This window comes from Pseudomonas sp. GL-RE-29 (assembly GCF_019947275.1).
Lineage (GTDB): Bacteria > Pseudomonadota > Gammaproteobacteria > Pseudomonadales > Pseudomonadaceae > Aquipseudomonas > Aquipseudomonas fluorescens_A.
Window position 1 is genome coordinate 20,537 of sequence record NZ_JAGYGD010000005.1, and the last position, 13,747, is coordinate 34,283.

The window sequence follows — 13,747 nt, forward strand, 5'->3', positions numbered from 1 at the left end:
GTCAGGCGTCCTTCGATAGTTCGTCCATCATTTTCGAGAGTTCGTCGGCTTCGTCCGTCTTCTCCTTCTCGTCCAGGCTGTATGCCTGACGCTCCAGAACTTGCAGGTTCTTCATTGCAGAGGAAAGCTGGAACAGCGTTTTGGAGTTACTCGGTAGCGCCACGGAGGCAAGCATCGAAGCCCGGCGCATCCCGTTGTTGTCTTCGGCGGTTTCCGCCTCGATGTCTTCTTCGATCTCTTCGCGGCGCTGGATGGTCGCCAACAGATCATCCATCAGCAGGTTCGCAAGGTTCGTCGCTTTGCGAATGTCTCGCCGGTGACTGCGAACCACCCGGGCGCCTTCTTCTGCCGCCTCTTCGATGATCTCGGCATCCAGTTCGCAGTTCGCGCCTTGATCGTTGCGAACCTCTCCGCGAACCAGCTTGCTGCGAACCTCTTTACGCACCTGGTAAGAAAGGTCTCTCGCCCATCCGAGGGCTTTGGCCTTCTTCCTGATTGCGGTGTCGCTCACGCCTTGGCGCTCGGCGATAGTTCTGATGGAAAGCGAACCGGCCCGGTAGGCTCGTTCGATCGCCTCCCAGTCGGGTTGCTTTGTTGTCATTTATGATTTCCAGAAAAGAAAAACCTCGCTGTTTAGCGAGGCTTGGTTTTACAGAGTGATTTACTTTTTAGGTCCAGTACCAGATAGCCACTGCAACCAGCACCGCGAAGACACTCTTAATTGAGTGCTCCAAAATCCAAAGTCTGACTTTGCCCCACACACTGCCAGTCTCTTTTGCCGCTTCTTTCGAGCTAACTCCTGCATGGCAATCGTCGGCCTCAACACGTTTTAACCCTTCCCCTTCGATCAAAACATCTGAAGTAGTGGAGCTGTGTTTAATCTTGATATCTTCTGAGTCTTTAAGATTGAACATGGCCATGCGCAGCCCTCCGAACCAAAGTCGCAAGTAATGTAGGCTGGCTCATCCATAAGCTGTCGTCATGCGTCATCTTGCTCGCAATGAGGCGTTTGACTCGCTCACCGGAAACCGCGGTTCGCGTTTCACAATGTACATCCGTCATGCTTATGTCTTCTGAATCATAAATTTCGAAGCCAGTGTCCAGCCCCTTCATTGCGACATTTGTAAAGGTCACGTCCTTGCAGTTTCGCAGCAGAATGCCAGTAGCCATTAGAGCTCACTCCTTGGTGATAGCTCAAAGATAGCACTAGGCACAATCCCGCTGCACAAATTGCCGCCTCTCGAAGCGTGTCGCTATCTACATGCGCAACTTCGGCTGAAGCACTACCCGGGCAATCATCACAAGTAAACCCAGCACGCCATAGGCCACCGGTGGCAGCACCCCCTGTAGTTGCGGCATCAGCTGCTCAGCCACTCCCAGCGCAGCAATGGCGCCGCCCGCCTGAACGCTGGTCATGCTCAGCGCTTGTTTCCAGTTGTCGATCAGTTGCATGGGTCACTCCTGGCGCTTAGGTAATTTGAAGTCGGTGAATCGGTCAGCCAGGTCGGCCACCTTCTTAACCCCCAGAGTGCCGATGACAGCTCCGACGGCGGCTGCAAGGCTCGATGGAAGGTTGAAATATTCGAGCAGCGGGAATGCGCCTGCTGTGATTGCGCCACACAGGCACGCTTCAAGAACAGCCTGTCGCCTCCCACCGCCACCGTAGATGACGCGCAAGAAGGCGATCCAGCACGACAGTGTCGCTGCATAGAACATCGGGGAATGTTGGCTGAGCCAGGCCATGACGATGAGCCAGGTGTCTGGTTTGTCGGGCATGTTTGGCATCCGGATTCCTCCCGGCTAGGGAGTTGAGGAATAAAAAAGCCCGCTCTCCGCAGGCTGATATATCGTTGTCGCCCCTACAGCTACAACGATGAAAACAATGGACGAAATAAATATCGAATTTATGGATTCAGCTGGGAGGGTTTCTGATGACCCTACTGGTTTCCCTGTGGTCCTGGTAACCGTTCAAGCTGCATGCATAAAAAACCGAGCGGAGCCCGAATATGGCTCTGTGCCCACTCGAACTTACGCGCTAATCGATACTGGTGCAGAGGGCATGCTTATTGACGAAACCTTGGCCAGCAGTACTGGCTTCCATCAGGGGCGCGCTGTTCATGTTCAGGGCGCAACCTCAACCATGAAAACCTTTGCCAGACCAGGGCTCTTTTCGCTCGAAGGCGGAACTCATCGGTACTCAGGTAACTTTGTAGCCACCCCACTAAAGGAAAATGGGTGTCGATATTTAGTCATCATTGGCATGGACTTCATAAGCAAGGGGGCCCTTACCTTGGATTTCAAAAACCGAGTTTTTAAGCTCGCCGTTGGTGGTTAGGGCTAACGTCGGCAACCGCCTTAGATCAGTAGTGGACGCTTGGACAAAGACAACTCTTTCGCGTACCGATTTTTCAGGCGCTGAGGTCAAAGGTTCTTCCTCAGCTTTGTTAAATCCGGCGCCCGCTGCACTCCCAGCTCGGAGCAATGGGTGTGGGGAGCCGAAAACGAAAAAGCCCCAGCGAATGCAGAGGCCTGAATGAGGCCCCCTACGGCGCGACGAACTACCGCGCTGAGGGCATGGGAGGAAACTGGAGACGCAAAAAACCCCGCTCGAAAGCAGGGTTGGTGGAGCAAGTTGCCGTAGGCAAAATACTCAATATGGCGAAATGATGCCCTCAGCCGTGCGGGAAGTCAAGCAGCCTCTCGCATCTTGTAAATCACCCCGCCGATAGGGCTCAAAGCCTTCGCGTCGATGTCATAGCAGGCATCAAAGCAGAGCTGCACAAACGGCTCCCAGTCTCGGCCCCAGGCAGCGGATGGAAGCTTGATCCCGTACTCGCCATTCACCCAGGCCCGGAACACTTCAGGCTTGATCAGCGGATCATCGCTGGCTGATTGCCCGCCCTGGTGCATGTAGCGGTAACGACGGAACACCCCTTTGGCCACGTACTCGGCACGCTCTCTCTTGTCGGCGGTCATGCGCGGCGCGCGGGTGCAGGCAAGATTGAACACCGCCTCTTCTGCCTCTTCACGGTCATCATCGGTTGGCTCGGCCGCGTACATGGCATTGCCGAATGCGCGGAGCTGTTGGTGAAGCCGTGCGATCGCCGATTGAATCTGGCCGGCCAATGCACCGTGCACGGCGTGATTCGCAGTTGGCCCGCGTTCGGTACTCTGGACCACAACACCCAGCACGGCGGCGTCGGAGGTCTGGCCCGGGGCCGGGTTGTACGTGCAGTCATGCCATGCCTGGCGTGCAGAATTGATCTTCATGCTGCGACCTCCGGCTTCTTGAACGCCAGAATCAGGATGAAGAACGTGACCATGAAACTCGATGCAGCCAGAACGGTATGGCCCGTGAAGATCATTGCGTAAAGGCTGAATGCTGAGCTCGGCAAGCTTATCCACAAGTAAGATCGCAGCCCGGCCGCAACATCGTCCTTGACGCTACCGCAAAACAGAGCAAGCCAGGCACAGCCATTCATGACAGCCGTCACGTAGAAAGCGAACTGATGCAGAGTGTCTATGCCTGACAGAAGCGCAAAACTGAACATGGTACTGATCAATGCAGAAATTAATTTCTTGGTCATGCTACTGCTCCCTTTTTCAAGTCTCTGGTCTTCGCCCGGTAGTCGGCGGTCATCGCCTTCAACTCTTCGACGGTGTACTTCTTGGCCTCATGAGGGCCCTCCAGCCAAACCACCTTTTCTTCCCCGATTCGCTGTAGGAGCGAGATTCGGTAATTGATCAGGTTCCCGGAGAGGTGGTTATTGCATGGGGCGCACTGTTTCCAGGCGTTCAGAGGCTCAAACCGCAATTCCGGGTTCGCTCCCACAGTTCGATAATGGCCGGAGTGATATTGGCCATCGTGGTACCGCCCGCAGCTGATGCATGGAAGCTCGGCGTCACGCTCGCGCACCCAGGCGTTGAAGGCGATCTGCGTATCCTTGAGGTGCTCGGCCCGGCTCTTCAGCTTCTCCTTGCGAACCTTGATCTCGCGTCGCTCGATCTGGGCCAGCGACTTGCGCGCCTTCTCCTGGTTCACATCCTTGATGGCGAGGCCGCACTTCCAATGGCAAACCTTCTGTGTGGTGCTGAATGGCGTGAACTCGGACGCGCACGCCGGATTACCGCAGACTTTCTTCTTCCGCTCCTTGGGTGCTACACGCATGGATTCGCCTCCTTTGGAACAATCACAGCATCTGCCCACTGGTACGAGTACGGACCTGCAACCGCAATCACGCTGTAATCTTTGAACCCCAGCCGAAATGTTTCTCCAACCTCTGGCGGAGTGTCCTCGGCGGTTTTGATCACCGCGGTGCCTTTGAGATACCAGGTGGTTAGGCACTTGTTGATGGCATCTGCAACGGTGAACGATTTGGCCTCCCTCATGCAGCCACCTCACCCAGCAGATCCGTGAACACCACGCCGCGCCCAGTGAAGTCAGCAACAATGCGATCCGTGTAGGCGATGCCCTGGGCTCGACTGAACAACCGAGTCACCGGGAATCCGTCCGGGCCGAACAACGGATTGGCGCCCATCAGGTCCAGCTTCTCCGCATAGGTCAGATGGCGCATGGTCCGGTACCAGCCGTTGCGGAAATCGTCATCCTCGTTCACCAGGATCTGCACGCCGAAGTGCAGCTTGCAGTACCGTCGTGCATCCTCGACGTCGCCGATCTGCGTCATCGCAGCGATGCGCTGGTACAGCGAGAACCACAGTGCGTTTTGGTCCAGGGTGCGATCCTTCCCCGGGCGCAGCGACACAACGACGAACTTCTTCTCGCGGAACATGGTGGTCAGGCTGGTAATGGCCTCAGACAGCTTGGCCTGGCAGTTGACGCTGATTTTGTCGGTCATGACTGCGCCTCCGCTTCCTGCGCCATCTGCTCCAGGCGACGGCCGGACTGCTCAACAAGTGCGGCATGGTCGGCTTCATCCAGAACCGGCACGCACACAAACAGAATCCCGGCTTTGAGGAAAGTATTCGCCACCTCCGCGGCTTTGCGCAGATCGATTGGGCTTGCACGGTTCATGACTGCTCTCCCTTGCTCATGTCGGCGAGCAAGTCGCGGATATCGAGGGCTTCGTTGTCCATGTTTGAATCGGCCTTCCACATGGCAACCTCGGCAGCTTTCAATGCCTTGCGCAGCGCCTCGTTCTCGGTCTTGAGCTGGTCGCGATCTACCCGAAGTTCATTGCGATCACCGACCAGTAACTGCCCGCCAGCCTTCAGGTGCTCGTTCTCGGCGATCAGGGCAAGTACGGCGGCAGGGTTGGCGGCGGCAATGAAATCAGCATCAGCAATGGGCTGAGCACCCGAGCCATGCAATTGTGCCGGACCGGCGTTTTCCCAGCTCCAGTACGCCTCGTCGCCTTCGTACGACACACTTACTTCGTTGCCGTCGCTACGATCCCATTGCCCAGGCGTCGCTGCCTCGGCCAGCTTCTTCAGTTCGCTGTAATCACTCATGACGTCACCGCCATAGTGATCAGGACGCAGAACACGCCGATGGAGAAACCAGCCATGGTGCAGGCCAACGTGGTCATGGTTTTGTTGGTCGTCGGCTTACCCATGGGCATGCCCTCCCCGGTTCTTGCGCAAGTCAGCCAAGGCCTTGTTGCCGATCGCCGCCGTCACGCGACCGTCGACCCGCTCAGGCAGGGCCAACGGAATGTTCCGCAAGCGCTCACCCGCGAGCATCATTCGGATGGTGATGTCGTAGTTGCGGTCGAACAGCTTGCGGCTGACTTCGGCCTTCATCGTGTTCAGCGTGTTGAAGCCGCACTGGCTCGCAGCGTGGTACACGGCCTGGTGCGACCACTCCCTGCATCCTGCCTTGCTCGGGTGAGCATTGGCGACGGATTCGGCGTAGGCCGCTTCGTGGGACGGGATGCCGAGAGCTTCCGGAGTCGGTTGGCACATCTGGATGAACTTGCCCACCGACGGCGCGAAGTCGCTGCCGAGCTTGCGGCAGTTCTGCAGGCCGAAGCGGATCTGTTCGATCTGCTTGATGCCCTCGGCCATGAACGCCTTCACCCAGGTGCGCTTGGCGGTCATCAGCGCCTCATCGGTTGGCCACGCCTGCCGCCACGCCGGAAAGATCGCCTGCAATTCCTTGAACAATGAATTCACGACGTCGGCGGTACCGGTGTCGATCTTGAGCGGAGCAGTCTCCACGGAAGGCAGGTTGCCCAGGGTCTGCATGAGTTGATTCGGGGTCTTCATCACAATCCCCCCAAGTCATTTGCCCAGGTCAGGTCATCGAAGTCGGGACCATTGGCCTGACGACGCGGGGGAAACGGGTGGACGTTGTTCGCAGCAGGCGCCGGCTCGGGCACTTCGTCTTCCCAGCGCTTGCCGTTGAGCCAGGTCGACGGGTGCGGGATGAACTGGCCGCTGTCCTTGGTCCAATCTGAACTCAGGCACTGCGCACCCAACGCAGTGACCATCGACTCGAAAAGCTCGTTGGTCAGGGTGAGTTTGTCCCACGCCTTGCGTGCCGCCTCCTTGCCTACCTTACGTGGATACAGCGACCAAAACCGGGCGAACAGTTCCGCTGAATCGACTGCATCATCGCCAGAAAGCTTTTGATCTTTATCTTCTCTTCTCTTCTCTTCTCTGGTCCGCATTTTGTCCGCATCACTAGCGGACACATTGCGGACGTTTTTCGTCTTTCTGTCGTTACGCTTGCGCTCGTTATCGTTGGCGCGGCGCTTTGCACTTGCCCCGTTATGTTCGTCAAAGCGAGGCATTACAAGGCCCTCATCCTCCATGCAGGCCCACTCAACGTCGATCATGGCCTGCGTGAAACCCGGCCACCCGACAACAGCATCCATCGCATCAGTGGTGTAGCCAACGAGCACACCGTCATCGCAATGAGTGTCAAAAGTGCTCCAGGCAACATGCAGTCCACCAATGATCCGAAGTCTGTCCGCTTTCAATGCGGACACCATGCGGAAAACTTTCGGATGGGTTTGAAGTTCGATGCGCATTTTGATCCAGTCTCCGGCCATTACTTGCTGCCTTTGCCGATCAGGTCGGCCAGTTCGAGGAAACGATCGACGTACCAGTGAGGCTGCGTCTCGCGGGGGCATTGCGGGCTGGTGAGGTTCTTGCCGTACTTGAGGCCCTTTTCAGTCACAGACCAGAAGTCGACCATCTCCTGCTTGGAGTTCTTGCGTTGGAGTTGTTTTAGGAAGCCATGAGCAGCCAGCGCGCGATTGAAGGCAGCCGGTGCGTAGCGGATGCCGCTGTCCTTCAGCAACGCCGTGGCGGACTTCGTAGGCATCGAAGATCCGCCAGAGGCATCTGGAGCTGCGTCTATGGCATACCCCGGTAGGAACTTCGCATCCAGCCCGTTATTGGCGGCGATCTGGGCCAGCATCATCATCTTGCTGGATGCTGCGGGCTTAAGCAGGCGGTCGAAGCATTCGAGGATTGCCAGCTCGCCAACGATTTTGGAGTTGTTCGGCGCCGGCGCCGAGTACTGGCCGTTTTTGCGGATGCTCGGCAGTACTTGGCCAACCACCCACTCTTCGAACTGTTCGGCGGCCGGCAGCTTCGACCTCATCACCAGCCGGTAAAGATCGCGCTCGGGGATTATCTGTACCGCCCTGACCTGACCTCCCATTTCGGTATGGCAGGTGCTAACCGCCTTGCAGTGCGCGTTGATCGCCTTGGACGTGTTGGCATAACCGAGAGCCTCCGCCACATCCCTGGCGATGAACAGCGGCTCACCGCTTCCGTCGTCGATCACGCGAACCAGAAGTCCGTGAAAGCTAAACTGAGTTGGAATACGCGACACGTTTTCACCGTTGCCAAAATGTGTCGCGACACTGGCCGGGGTATTGATCGTTTGGATTGATTGGTGCATGATTTGCTCCACAACGCGTTTTAAGAGAGCCAGGCCACGAACCTGGCTTTTTTTCGTCTCGGATTTGGCAGAGGCCCTCTTGGTTACCCTCAAGAGTCCCTGCCTGAGGCCCTCATTGGGGTCACCAGTTGAAGCACCTTGGCCTTCTTGCGCCCTACTTCTGAAAGCGCCCCGCCAGCAATGGCGGTTTCCATCATTTCGTTGATGGCTCGGTCGAAGCTCCAACCGTTCTGGCGCATCAGCCCCTCTACTGCTTGCCGCGTTTTAGGCGGCAACTTTTCAAGCTCGATGGTCATTCGGGACTCCATAGGCCCGTCAGCCCGCGATATCTTCTTGTTTGTCCTGCATGAGTTCCTCGATCACGCCGTTTGCAACAGCCCACTCGATGATTTCGTAGAGGTACGTGGCGTGCTGCATGCGGGTCTTTGTAGCGGCCTTGCGCAGAATCCGATCAAGAACAGGTTCGAAACGAACCTTCACCGGAATGGCGCGCTTTTGATTGGGGTCCATGTACATGCTCGGATTTCCTGTGTGGCTGATGAGATTGATTAAGCGGCGGATTTTTGGGATGGGAACGGGCGCTGCTCTTTCGCCTGGAAGCTTCCATCTGGAAGCTCAAGCACTCGGATGTCCCGTTTCGCGGTTAAGGCTTTGTGAATGGCTGGCGCAGTAACCCGAAGAAGCCGTGCGGCTTCGGACTGCCCTTTGTCAGCCACGAACTTGTCGAGGGGAGTCTCATTCATGGTCGTGCCTCTGCTGTTGATGAGGCCGATATTAACCATCTGTTAATTTTTAATCAATACCGATGGTTTCTTCTTATTTTTAACCATTGGTATACATTCGCGCGATGACCAAGAAACGAATCCTTCCGCCCGAGCTGCTTGCCGAGTGCTCGGCCGCGCACGAGTTGTTCCTCTCGAAGAAGAACGAACTGAAGCTCAGCCAGAAAAAGATCGCCGATGAGGCGGGAATGACGCCGGCTGCTGTAAACCTGTATTTCAAGGGAATCAATCCCTTAAACACTAAATTCGCAGCCGTACTTGCACGCATGCTTGATGAGCCAGTTTCAGCATTTAGCCCGCGCCTAGCTCGCGAGATAGCGGCACTGACCGGTGCATCGACTAAGGTAACAGCGGCGAGCGGATCGAGCGCCGCCGAGAAAGTTATGGAGATGATCCGCAAGCACGCGGGCAAGAATCTCGATGCGGATGCGCAAGAGAAAATTGCGGCGGCGGCGCTCACGGCGGCCGGGGAAGTCCAAGGCAAGGTTATTCAAGCTGATTTTTCCGGGCTTAAGGCTAGGCCAGAGGAAATCATCATCCGTCAATACGATGTGCGCGCCGCCATGGGGCATGGCCAGGTGCCGGCAGACTACAACGAAGTGATCAGAAACCTCATCATTCGCGAAGATCTATTGCGCGAGAAAGGCGTTTCGTACACATCACCCCACTCCTTGGCCATGATTACCGGCTGGGGTCAGAGCATGGAAGGCACCATCAACGATAAAGACCCACTTATCGTTGACAAAGGGGTCAACGAGTTTGTGGGTGATGGTATTTACGTGCTGACATGGCTTGATCACCTGTACATAAAACGAGTTCAGATTATGGACGCTGAACGGTTCTGGCTGATTTCGGACAACGCAAAACACAAAGACCAAGAAGCCAGGATTGAGGACGTCACGATCCACGCCAAGGTGCTGATGATCTGGAATGCGCGGAAGGCGTGAGATTGCCGGATGGTCTTGCGGGGCGGGGATTTGTGGGCGAGGACTTTAGCGTACGAGGTAAACGACTATGGAAAGCTCGGCATCGGCTTCAAAACTCGAGGTAATAAAGCGCTCAATGGATACCCTCCTCGACGCCATAACAACGCTGTGCGAAGCCGGTATGGTTGAGGAGGCGGATATCCTTTTAGCTTCTCTTCAGGACCTCAAGAAATCCCTGCAGCGCATCAAAATCGCCGAGGACGGCAATGTCGTGATGGTTCATTAGTAAAAGGATTGTGCGGGGGAAGGCGGAGTGATGGCCGGCGCGCTCTTAGTGTGGAATGCTCACCTGCTGTAACACCAGGGAAAATTAACTCTGAACTGTATTTTCGGCGCCCGGGAGGCGCAATGGATGGCGCGCAGCGATTGGGTGGTTTTTGTTGATGAAAGCGGTGATCACAGCCTTGCATCGATCGATGAGAATTATCCGATCTTTGCTCTGACCTTTTGCCTAATCCACAAGGATGAATACATCGACATCCTCTCCCCGAAGGTTAACCGACTGAAGTTCGACCTCTTTGGTCATGACCATGTGGTTTTCCATGAGTCGGAGATTGTTCGAAAAAAAGGTCGATTTTCAAAGATGGGCAAAGAGGATCGTGAGGCCCTCCTAGAGCGACTTTCTCAGATCATGGACGAAAGTAACTTCGACATTTTTGCGGTGATCATCGATAAGAAGCGCCATAAGAATCGCTATGCAGAGCCGGAGCACCCTTACCACCTAGCTATGCAATTCGGGCTTGAGCGGATTTATAAGCACCTTCTTGGCCTGGGAGCTCACGACAATGAAACACATTTTGTTTTTGAGGCGCGCGGCGGAAAAGAGGATGCAGATCTAGAGCTTGCGTTTAGAAGGGTCTGTGATGGTGCGAACTGGGGCGCTAAAAAATACTCATTTGAAATTTGCATCGCTGACAAGAAAACCAATTCAGTTGGCCTGCAAATCGCCGATCTCACCGCAAGACCTATAGGGCTTTCGGTGCTTCGCCCCGACCAGCAAAACCGTGCGTACGAAATCCTCAAGAAAAAGATCGGTCGCTACGGCAAAAAAGTTTTCCCATAAGCCAGAAAGCGAAAAGCCCCTGAGTCAATGTCTCAGGGGCCTAGCGCCGGCCGCGTAGTCGCAACCCATTTATCGTTAAATCTGTGTGGGAGAACGCGCTTTCGTGCTGCTATTCCCCTTTCTTGCTTATGAGACGATTAAAGCATCTGGTAGGTCATGCGTACACAAATTTTTTTCAAAAAGGCGCTGCCTCATTCCTATAGCCCGGCCATTGAGTCGGGCTTTTTATTAGCTGTCAGAAAGGTGCCTCTTCTAGTGCATCAATCTCGCCCGTCTCTAGCACCCGATCTTCCTCACTCGGCGCCTCCCATTCCAGCAGGACTCCGCCATCATCCTGAAAGATCATCGAGACGCCGTCCGTCTCGGCTATCTGCCCCATGACTTCGTCCCACTCGGCATCTTGATCCGTATCCATGCGATGAATTAGCACCGAGCATCTGTCCTGGGAGCGCGGCGAGTTGATCATTGCTGACACGCGCAACCCTAGCCTCTCTACCCCGGACGACTCAGTTCGTACTGCCGGCTTAGACTTCTGCGCCTTGCTCATTCTCCACCCCTAATACTGTATATACGTCCAGTTGCGACAAAAGAATACTCCACGCCCACCAAAAATAAATTAACCATCGGTATTGACGTTAAAATATACCGATGGTTAACTACATCCATCGCAGCGACACACAGCCAATGCGAAGGGCCTCAAAGGGCCTGACCGCTCTTTAACAATCTGATGGACGCCGAGCTGGCCGATGCATAGCCAGCGGACGTACCGCGCAACGGTACGCAGCGATTCGACCTGATGTCGGCGCTGGGCATAGGAGACCTCATTCGGAGGGCGTAGCTGGAGAGGCTGCGTGGTGGTGATTAAGCGTTTGGCCTTGGGACCTTGATCCCGTGTCGCGCTGAAAGACATCAACGGGAAAGCGACCGTTGGCCTATGCAAGAGAGCGACACAAACAGATTTCCTCGATGCCCTTCTAGCGAGGGGTATCAGGGAAATCAAACCGGAGTGATACGGCTATGAGCCAAGAAATAAGTAGCGGGCAGGAAATGACAATCAACATGCTGTTCAGTGACTGGCTGGCAGCGTCGAAGTCGCTTGAACGTAAGGCGCTCGATTACAAGTTGGCCAGAGAGCGGAACGAGTCAGCCAGAAATTTATTCGTCAAAGAGTTCGCCGAGGCTAATCAGATAAGCCCCGGCGATATCACGGCCCTACTTTCCAGCCTCTAATTTCTCGATTCTGCCTAGCAACACGGTAACCACGTTGCACAGAGCAAAAATCGCTTCAGACGCATCCTTGATGTCCTTTGATTCGCCATGCAGAGCAAGCTTGTTTGCTGCCGCTCTTGCCAAGTCAATTGACTCAACTGTCCCGCTTCTTTCCTGACTCATACACATCCTCTGTGGTGCTTGTTGGTGGAACTTCAAGCGTACCACCGAGCGCGTCACCTGCGCAGTGGTGAGCTGGCTGCTAGCCACTGAACAACCAGCGCCGCGTCAGCCTGACGATAACTGCCCTATTCCGGTGATGGTTGAGGAAGTGGGTGGTCACTTCTAATCCGGTTAACCCACCCGAGCACCTGGTACTCCCCAGCACCAGGCCGCATCGGACTGACCCTTTGCACGGAGCCTGCCGCAACTCGGCAGCGTAGCCGTGATAACGGAGAGTCAGCCCGATGCGGATGATTCTGCACCGCGCAACGCGGCCCCCTGCATTACCCATTCAATAGGTGGCCACTGCCTGCCCAGTGAGCGAGCAATAGGAGCCACTGCCATGAAGGATTAACCCGCCGTTGCCAAGCAACAGTATCCGCAGGCACTACAGCCCTGCGCGCTTGGACCGACGAGAGAATATCGGTTCCGGAGAGCGCGCCTTGTCAGCGCCCCGTAGCGGGCATAGCCCACAGGATCTGCTGGTGACATCAGCGCCGGACAAGTAACCGGCAACCCCTCCCGACACCACCCGCATGCACTCCCCTCCGCGCCCAACGGCAACCAGCGGAATGGATGAGTGCAGCCGGGTTTTGTTGGACGACCACCGGTTAAACCCCGATGGATCACCCTGAATGGCCTTACGGTCAATATGTTTAAAACGGATGGGCGGCCCTCGCCTACTCCACCTCGCCACTTGGAGGCGATCATGAACGCAACACAGCTTGCTCAGTTGAGACTTGAACGCCGCCTGCCGCCTCCAGTGAGCGAAAGCCCGCACGATGACGCTCGGGCGGAATGGATTTACAACGCTGCCGAAGAGTTGCTGCGCGGCAACAATGTGTCGTTCCAGCGCCGCATGCGCACTCCGCAGGGTGTGACGGCTGAGGAGTTCGCTCTGGCGGTCGACGAGTACGTGAACAACCGGCTCGCCGACAGTGAGGTTCATACCCCTGCGCTTGGCTGGCTGCTCATCACGACAGCGATTGGCAGCGCTGACAAGACTGCGGTGGCCGAGTTGCTCGGCAACAGTGACCACCCGCTGGGCAAGCTCGGTGAAATCGCCCAAACGTTACTTTGGCCGCTCGCTGATGACGCGCTCATCGCCAAAGCCGAAGACGATGAGTTGTGAGCCCTCACATCCAGATAGACAAAGACATCGATGAGCTGACCCGCGAAACCTGCCCTCCTCTCTACGAGGTGTTGGCCCTGCGCAACATCGCCAGCTTCCTGCAGGCAAGCACGATCACCATCGAAGAATTCCACCACTACTGCGAAAGGCTGAATCGTGCGGTTGCGAGCCGGCCGAGGAGTTGCAATGAGCACTGCACCGGTTAAAACGCTGATCGACGAGCAGATTGAAGAGATCGAATCGAAGCTGATCATGCTCGGCTTCGGCCTTCCGTTTAACGAAGTGATCGGCATGTCGCGTGAGCGCAAAGTGTCGAGCCTGCCTCAGCGCTTGGCGGCAACCATGAAGGGCGGCCGCATCGCGGTAAGGGTTCGGCCTTGACCGGCTACCAGCGCGCTAAGCGCATCTACCTCTGGCGCGGCTCAGCTCTCGTCCTGATCGGCACCACCTTCGTAATGCTGGCCAGCTCCTACTGCTCTC

The 13,747-nt window shown here is 56.0% G+C and carries 26 protein-coding genes; 7 read left to right on the forward strand and 19 right to left on the reverse strand.

Annotation, left to right across the window (positions count from 1 at the left end; translation table 11 throughout):
* Window position 1 precedes the first annotated feature (1 nt).
* The 5 genes from KGB21_RS06160 to KGB21_RS06180 all read right to left on the reverse strand — a co-directional run bounded on the left by KGB21_RS06160 (window position 2) and on the right by KGB21_RS06180 (window position 1,785).
* Window positions 2–601: a hypothetical protein gene (locus tag KGB21_RS06160; protein WP_223504225.1), complete on the reverse strand. Its 600-nt coding sequence runs from the start codon at window positions 599–601 to the stop codon at window positions 2–4.
* A 67-nt stretch (window positions 602–668) separates the two neighbouring features.
* Window positions 669–920: a hypothetical protein gene (locus KGB21_RS06165; RefSeq protein ID WP_223504226.1), complete on the reverse strand. Its 252-nt coding sequence runs from the start codon at window positions 918–920 to the stop codon at window positions 669–671.
* Window positions 901–1,170 (reverse strand): hypothetical protein, encoded by a 270-nt coding sequence (locus tag KGB21_RS06170; protein WP_223504228.1) that lies wholly within the window; start codon window positions 1,168–1,170, stop codon window positions 901–903. Before KGB21_RS06170 ends, KGB21_RS06165 begins: the two co-directional genes overlap by 20 nt.
* Before the next feature lie 87 nt (window positions 1,171–1,257).
* A complete protein-coding gene (locus KGB21_RS06175; protein ID WP_223504230.1) occupies window positions 1,258–1,452 on the reverse strand; it encodes a hypothetical protein in 195 nt (64 codons plus the stop codon).
* Window positions 1,453–1,455: 3 nt separating this feature from the next.
* A complete protein-coding gene (locus KGB21_RS06180) occupies window positions 1,456–1,785 on the reverse strand; it encodes a phage holin, lambda family (RefSeq protein WP_223504232.1) in 330 nt (109 codons plus the stop codon).
* Between the two features lie 97 nt (window positions 1,786–1,882).
* Between KGB21_RS06180 and KGB21_RS06185 the strand changes: the two genes are divergently transcribed.
* Window positions 1,883–2,335, forward strand: a complete 453-nt coding sequence (locus KGB21_RS06185) for a retropepsin-like aspartic protease (RefSeq protein ID WP_223504233.1) — start codon at window positions 1,883–1,885, stop codon at window positions 2,333–2,335.
* 353 nt (window positions 2,336–2,688) lie between these two features.
* Here the strand turns inward: KGB21_RS06185 and KGB21_RS06190 are convergent, their stop codons facing one another.
* The 13 genes from KGB21_RS06190 to KGB21_RS06250 all read right to left on the reverse strand — a co-directional run bounded on the left by KGB21_RS06190 (window position 2,689) and on the right by KGB21_RS06250 (window position 8,655).
* Window positions 2,689–3,270 carry a hypothetical protein gene (locus KGB21_RS06190; protein WP_223504235.1) on the reverse strand — a complete coding sequence of 194 codons (582 nt, stop codon included), beginning with the start codon at window positions 3,268–3,270 and terminating at the stop codon, window positions 2,689–2,691.
* Window positions 3,267–3,587, reverse strand: a complete 321-nt coding sequence (locus KGB21_RS06195; protein ID WP_223504237.1) for a hypothetical protein — start codon at window positions 3,585–3,587, stop codon at window positions 3,267–3,269. The genes KGB21_RS06190 and KGB21_RS06195 overlap by 4 nt, the downstream gene beginning before the upstream one ends.
* Entirely contained in the window at window positions 3,584–4,168 is a 585-nt protein-coding gene (locus KGB21_RS06200; protein ID WP_223504239.1) for a recombination protein NinG, read from the reverse strand. Before KGB21_RS06200 ends, KGB21_RS06195 begins: the two co-directional genes overlap by 4 nt.
* On the reverse strand, window positions 4,159–4,389 hold the full coding sequence (locus KGB21_RS06205) for a hypothetical protein (protein WP_223504242.1): 231 nt from the start codon (window positions 4,387–4,389) through the stop codon (window positions 4,159–4,161). The genes KGB21_RS06200 and KGB21_RS06205 overlap by 10 nt, the downstream gene beginning before the upstream one ends.
* Window positions 4,386–4,856, reverse strand: coding sequence for a hypothetical protein (locus KGB21_RS06210; RefSeq protein ID WP_223504244.1), 471 nt, complete (start codon window positions 4,854–4,856; stop codon window positions 4,386–4,388). Before KGB21_RS06210 ends, KGB21_RS06205 begins: the two co-directional genes overlap by 4 nt.
* Window positions 4,853–5,032, reverse strand: coding sequence for a DUF1382 family protein (locus KGB21_RS06215; RefSeq protein ID WP_223504246.1), 180 nt, complete (start codon window positions 5,030–5,032; stop codon window positions 4,853–4,855). The genes KGB21_RS06210 and KGB21_RS06215 overlap by 4 nt, the downstream gene beginning before the upstream one ends.
* Window positions 5,029–5,469, reverse strand: a complete 441-nt coding sequence (locus tag KGB21_RS06220) for an ead/Ea22-like family protein (RefSeq protein WP_223504248.1) — start codon at window positions 5,467–5,469, stop codon at window positions 5,029–5,031. Before KGB21_RS06220 ends, KGB21_RS06215 begins: the two co-directional genes overlap by 4 nt.
* A gap of 96 nt (window positions 5,470–5,565) precedes the next feature.
* A complete protein-coding gene (locus KGB21_RS06225) occupies window positions 5,566–6,225 on the reverse strand; it encodes a replication protein P (protein WP_223504250.1) in 660 nt (219 codons plus the stop codon).
* Window positions 6,225–7,013: a Pyocin large subunit-like protein gene (locus KGB21_RS06230; RefSeq protein ID WP_223504252.1), complete on the reverse strand. Its 789-nt coding sequence runs from the start codon at window positions 7,011–7,013 to the stop codon at window positions 6,225–6,227. Before KGB21_RS06230 ends, KGB21_RS06225 begins: the two co-directional genes overlap by 1 nt.
* Window positions 7,013–7,873, reverse strand: coding sequence for a Bro-N domain-containing protein (locus KGB21_RS06235; RefSeq protein ID WP_223504254.1), 861 nt, complete (start codon window positions 7,871–7,873; stop codon window positions 7,013–7,015). Before KGB21_RS06235 ends, KGB21_RS06230 begins: the two co-directional genes overlap by 1 nt.
* Before the next feature lie 89 nt (window positions 7,874–7,962).
* Window positions 7,963–8,169 carry a hypothetical protein gene (locus KGB21_RS06240; protein ID WP_223504255.1) on the reverse strand — a complete coding sequence of 69 codons (207 nt, stop codon included), beginning with the start codon at window positions 8,167–8,169 and terminating at the stop codon, window positions 7,963–7,965.
* 19 nt (window positions 8,170–8,188) lie between these two features.
* Window positions 8,189–8,389 (reverse strand): hypothetical protein, encoded by a 201-nt coding sequence (locus KGB21_RS06245; RefSeq protein WP_039012569.1) that lies wholly within the window; start codon window positions 8,387–8,389, stop codon window positions 8,189–8,191.
* Between the two features lie 32 nt (window positions 8,390–8,421).
* Window positions 8,422–8,655: a Cro/CI family transcriptional regulator gene (locus tag KGB21_RS06250; protein ID WP_317846710.1), complete on the reverse strand. Its 234-nt coding sequence runs from the start codon at window positions 8,653–8,655 to the stop codon at window positions 8,422–8,424.
* 65 nt (window positions 8,656–8,720) lie between these two features.
* Here KGB21_RS06250 and KGB21_RS06255 point away from each other — a divergent pair, with 65 nt between their 5' ends.
* The 3 genes from KGB21_RS06255 to KGB21_RS06265 all read left to right on the forward strand — a co-directional run bounded on the left by KGB21_RS06255 (window position 8,721) and on the right by KGB21_RS06265 (window position 10,704).
* Window positions 8,721–9,602 carry a helix-turn-helix transcriptional regulator gene (locus KGB21_RS06255; protein ID WP_223504259.1) on the forward strand — a complete coding sequence of 294 codons (882 nt, stop codon included), beginning with the start codon at window positions 8,721–8,723 and terminating at the stop codon, window positions 9,600–9,602.
* Window positions 9,603–9,669: 67 nt separating this feature from the next.
* Complete coding sequence (locus KGB21_RS06260; protein ID WP_223504261.1) at window positions 9,670–9,867, forward strand: hypothetical protein; 198 nt, start codon at window positions 9,670–9,672, stop codon at window positions 9,865–9,867.
* A gap of 126 nt (window positions 9,868–9,993) precedes the next feature.
* Window positions 9,994–10,704 (forward strand): DUF3800 domain-containing protein, encoded by a 711-nt coding sequence (locus KGB21_RS06265; protein WP_223504263.1) that lies wholly within the window; start codon window positions 9,994–9,996, stop codon window positions 10,702–10,704.
* 235 nt (window positions 10,705–10,939) lie between these two features.
* On the opposite strand, the gene KGB21_RS06270 is transcribed toward KGB21_RS06265, so the two are convergent.
* Window positions 10,940–11,251 carry a DUF1654 domain-containing protein gene (locus KGB21_RS06270; protein WP_223504265.1) on the reverse strand — a complete coding sequence of 104 codons (312 nt, stop codon included), beginning with the start codon at window positions 11,249–11,251 and terminating at the stop codon, window positions 10,940–10,942.
* Window positions 11,252–11,721: 470 nt separating this feature from the next.
* Here KGB21_RS06270 and KGB21_RS06275 point away from each other — a divergent pair, with 470 nt between their 5' ends.
* The 3 genes from KGB21_RS06275 to KGB21_RS06285 all read left to right on the forward strand — a co-directional run bounded on the left by KGB21_RS06275 (window position 11,722) and on the right by KGB21_RS06285 (window position 13,648).
* The gene (locus KGB21_RS06275; protein ID WP_223504266.1) at window positions 11,722–11,934 is read left to right on the forward strand and encodes a hypothetical protein; all 213 of its coding nucleotides are present in this window, start codon (window positions 11,722–11,724) and stop codon (window positions 11,932–11,934) included.
* A 910-nt stretch (window positions 11,935–12,844) separates the two neighbouring features.
* Window positions 12,845–13,267, forward strand: a complete 423-nt coding sequence (locus tag KGB21_RS06280; RefSeq protein WP_223504268.1) for a hypothetical protein — start codon at window positions 12,845–12,847, stop codon at window positions 13,265–13,267.
* A 186-nt stretch (window positions 13,268–13,453) separates the two neighbouring features.
* Window positions 13,454–13,648, forward strand: a complete 195-nt coding sequence (locus KGB21_RS06285; RefSeq protein ID WP_223504269.1) for a hypothetical protein — start codon at window positions 13,454–13,456, stop codon at window positions 13,646–13,648.
* Window positions 13,649–13,747: the final 99 nt, after the last annotated feature.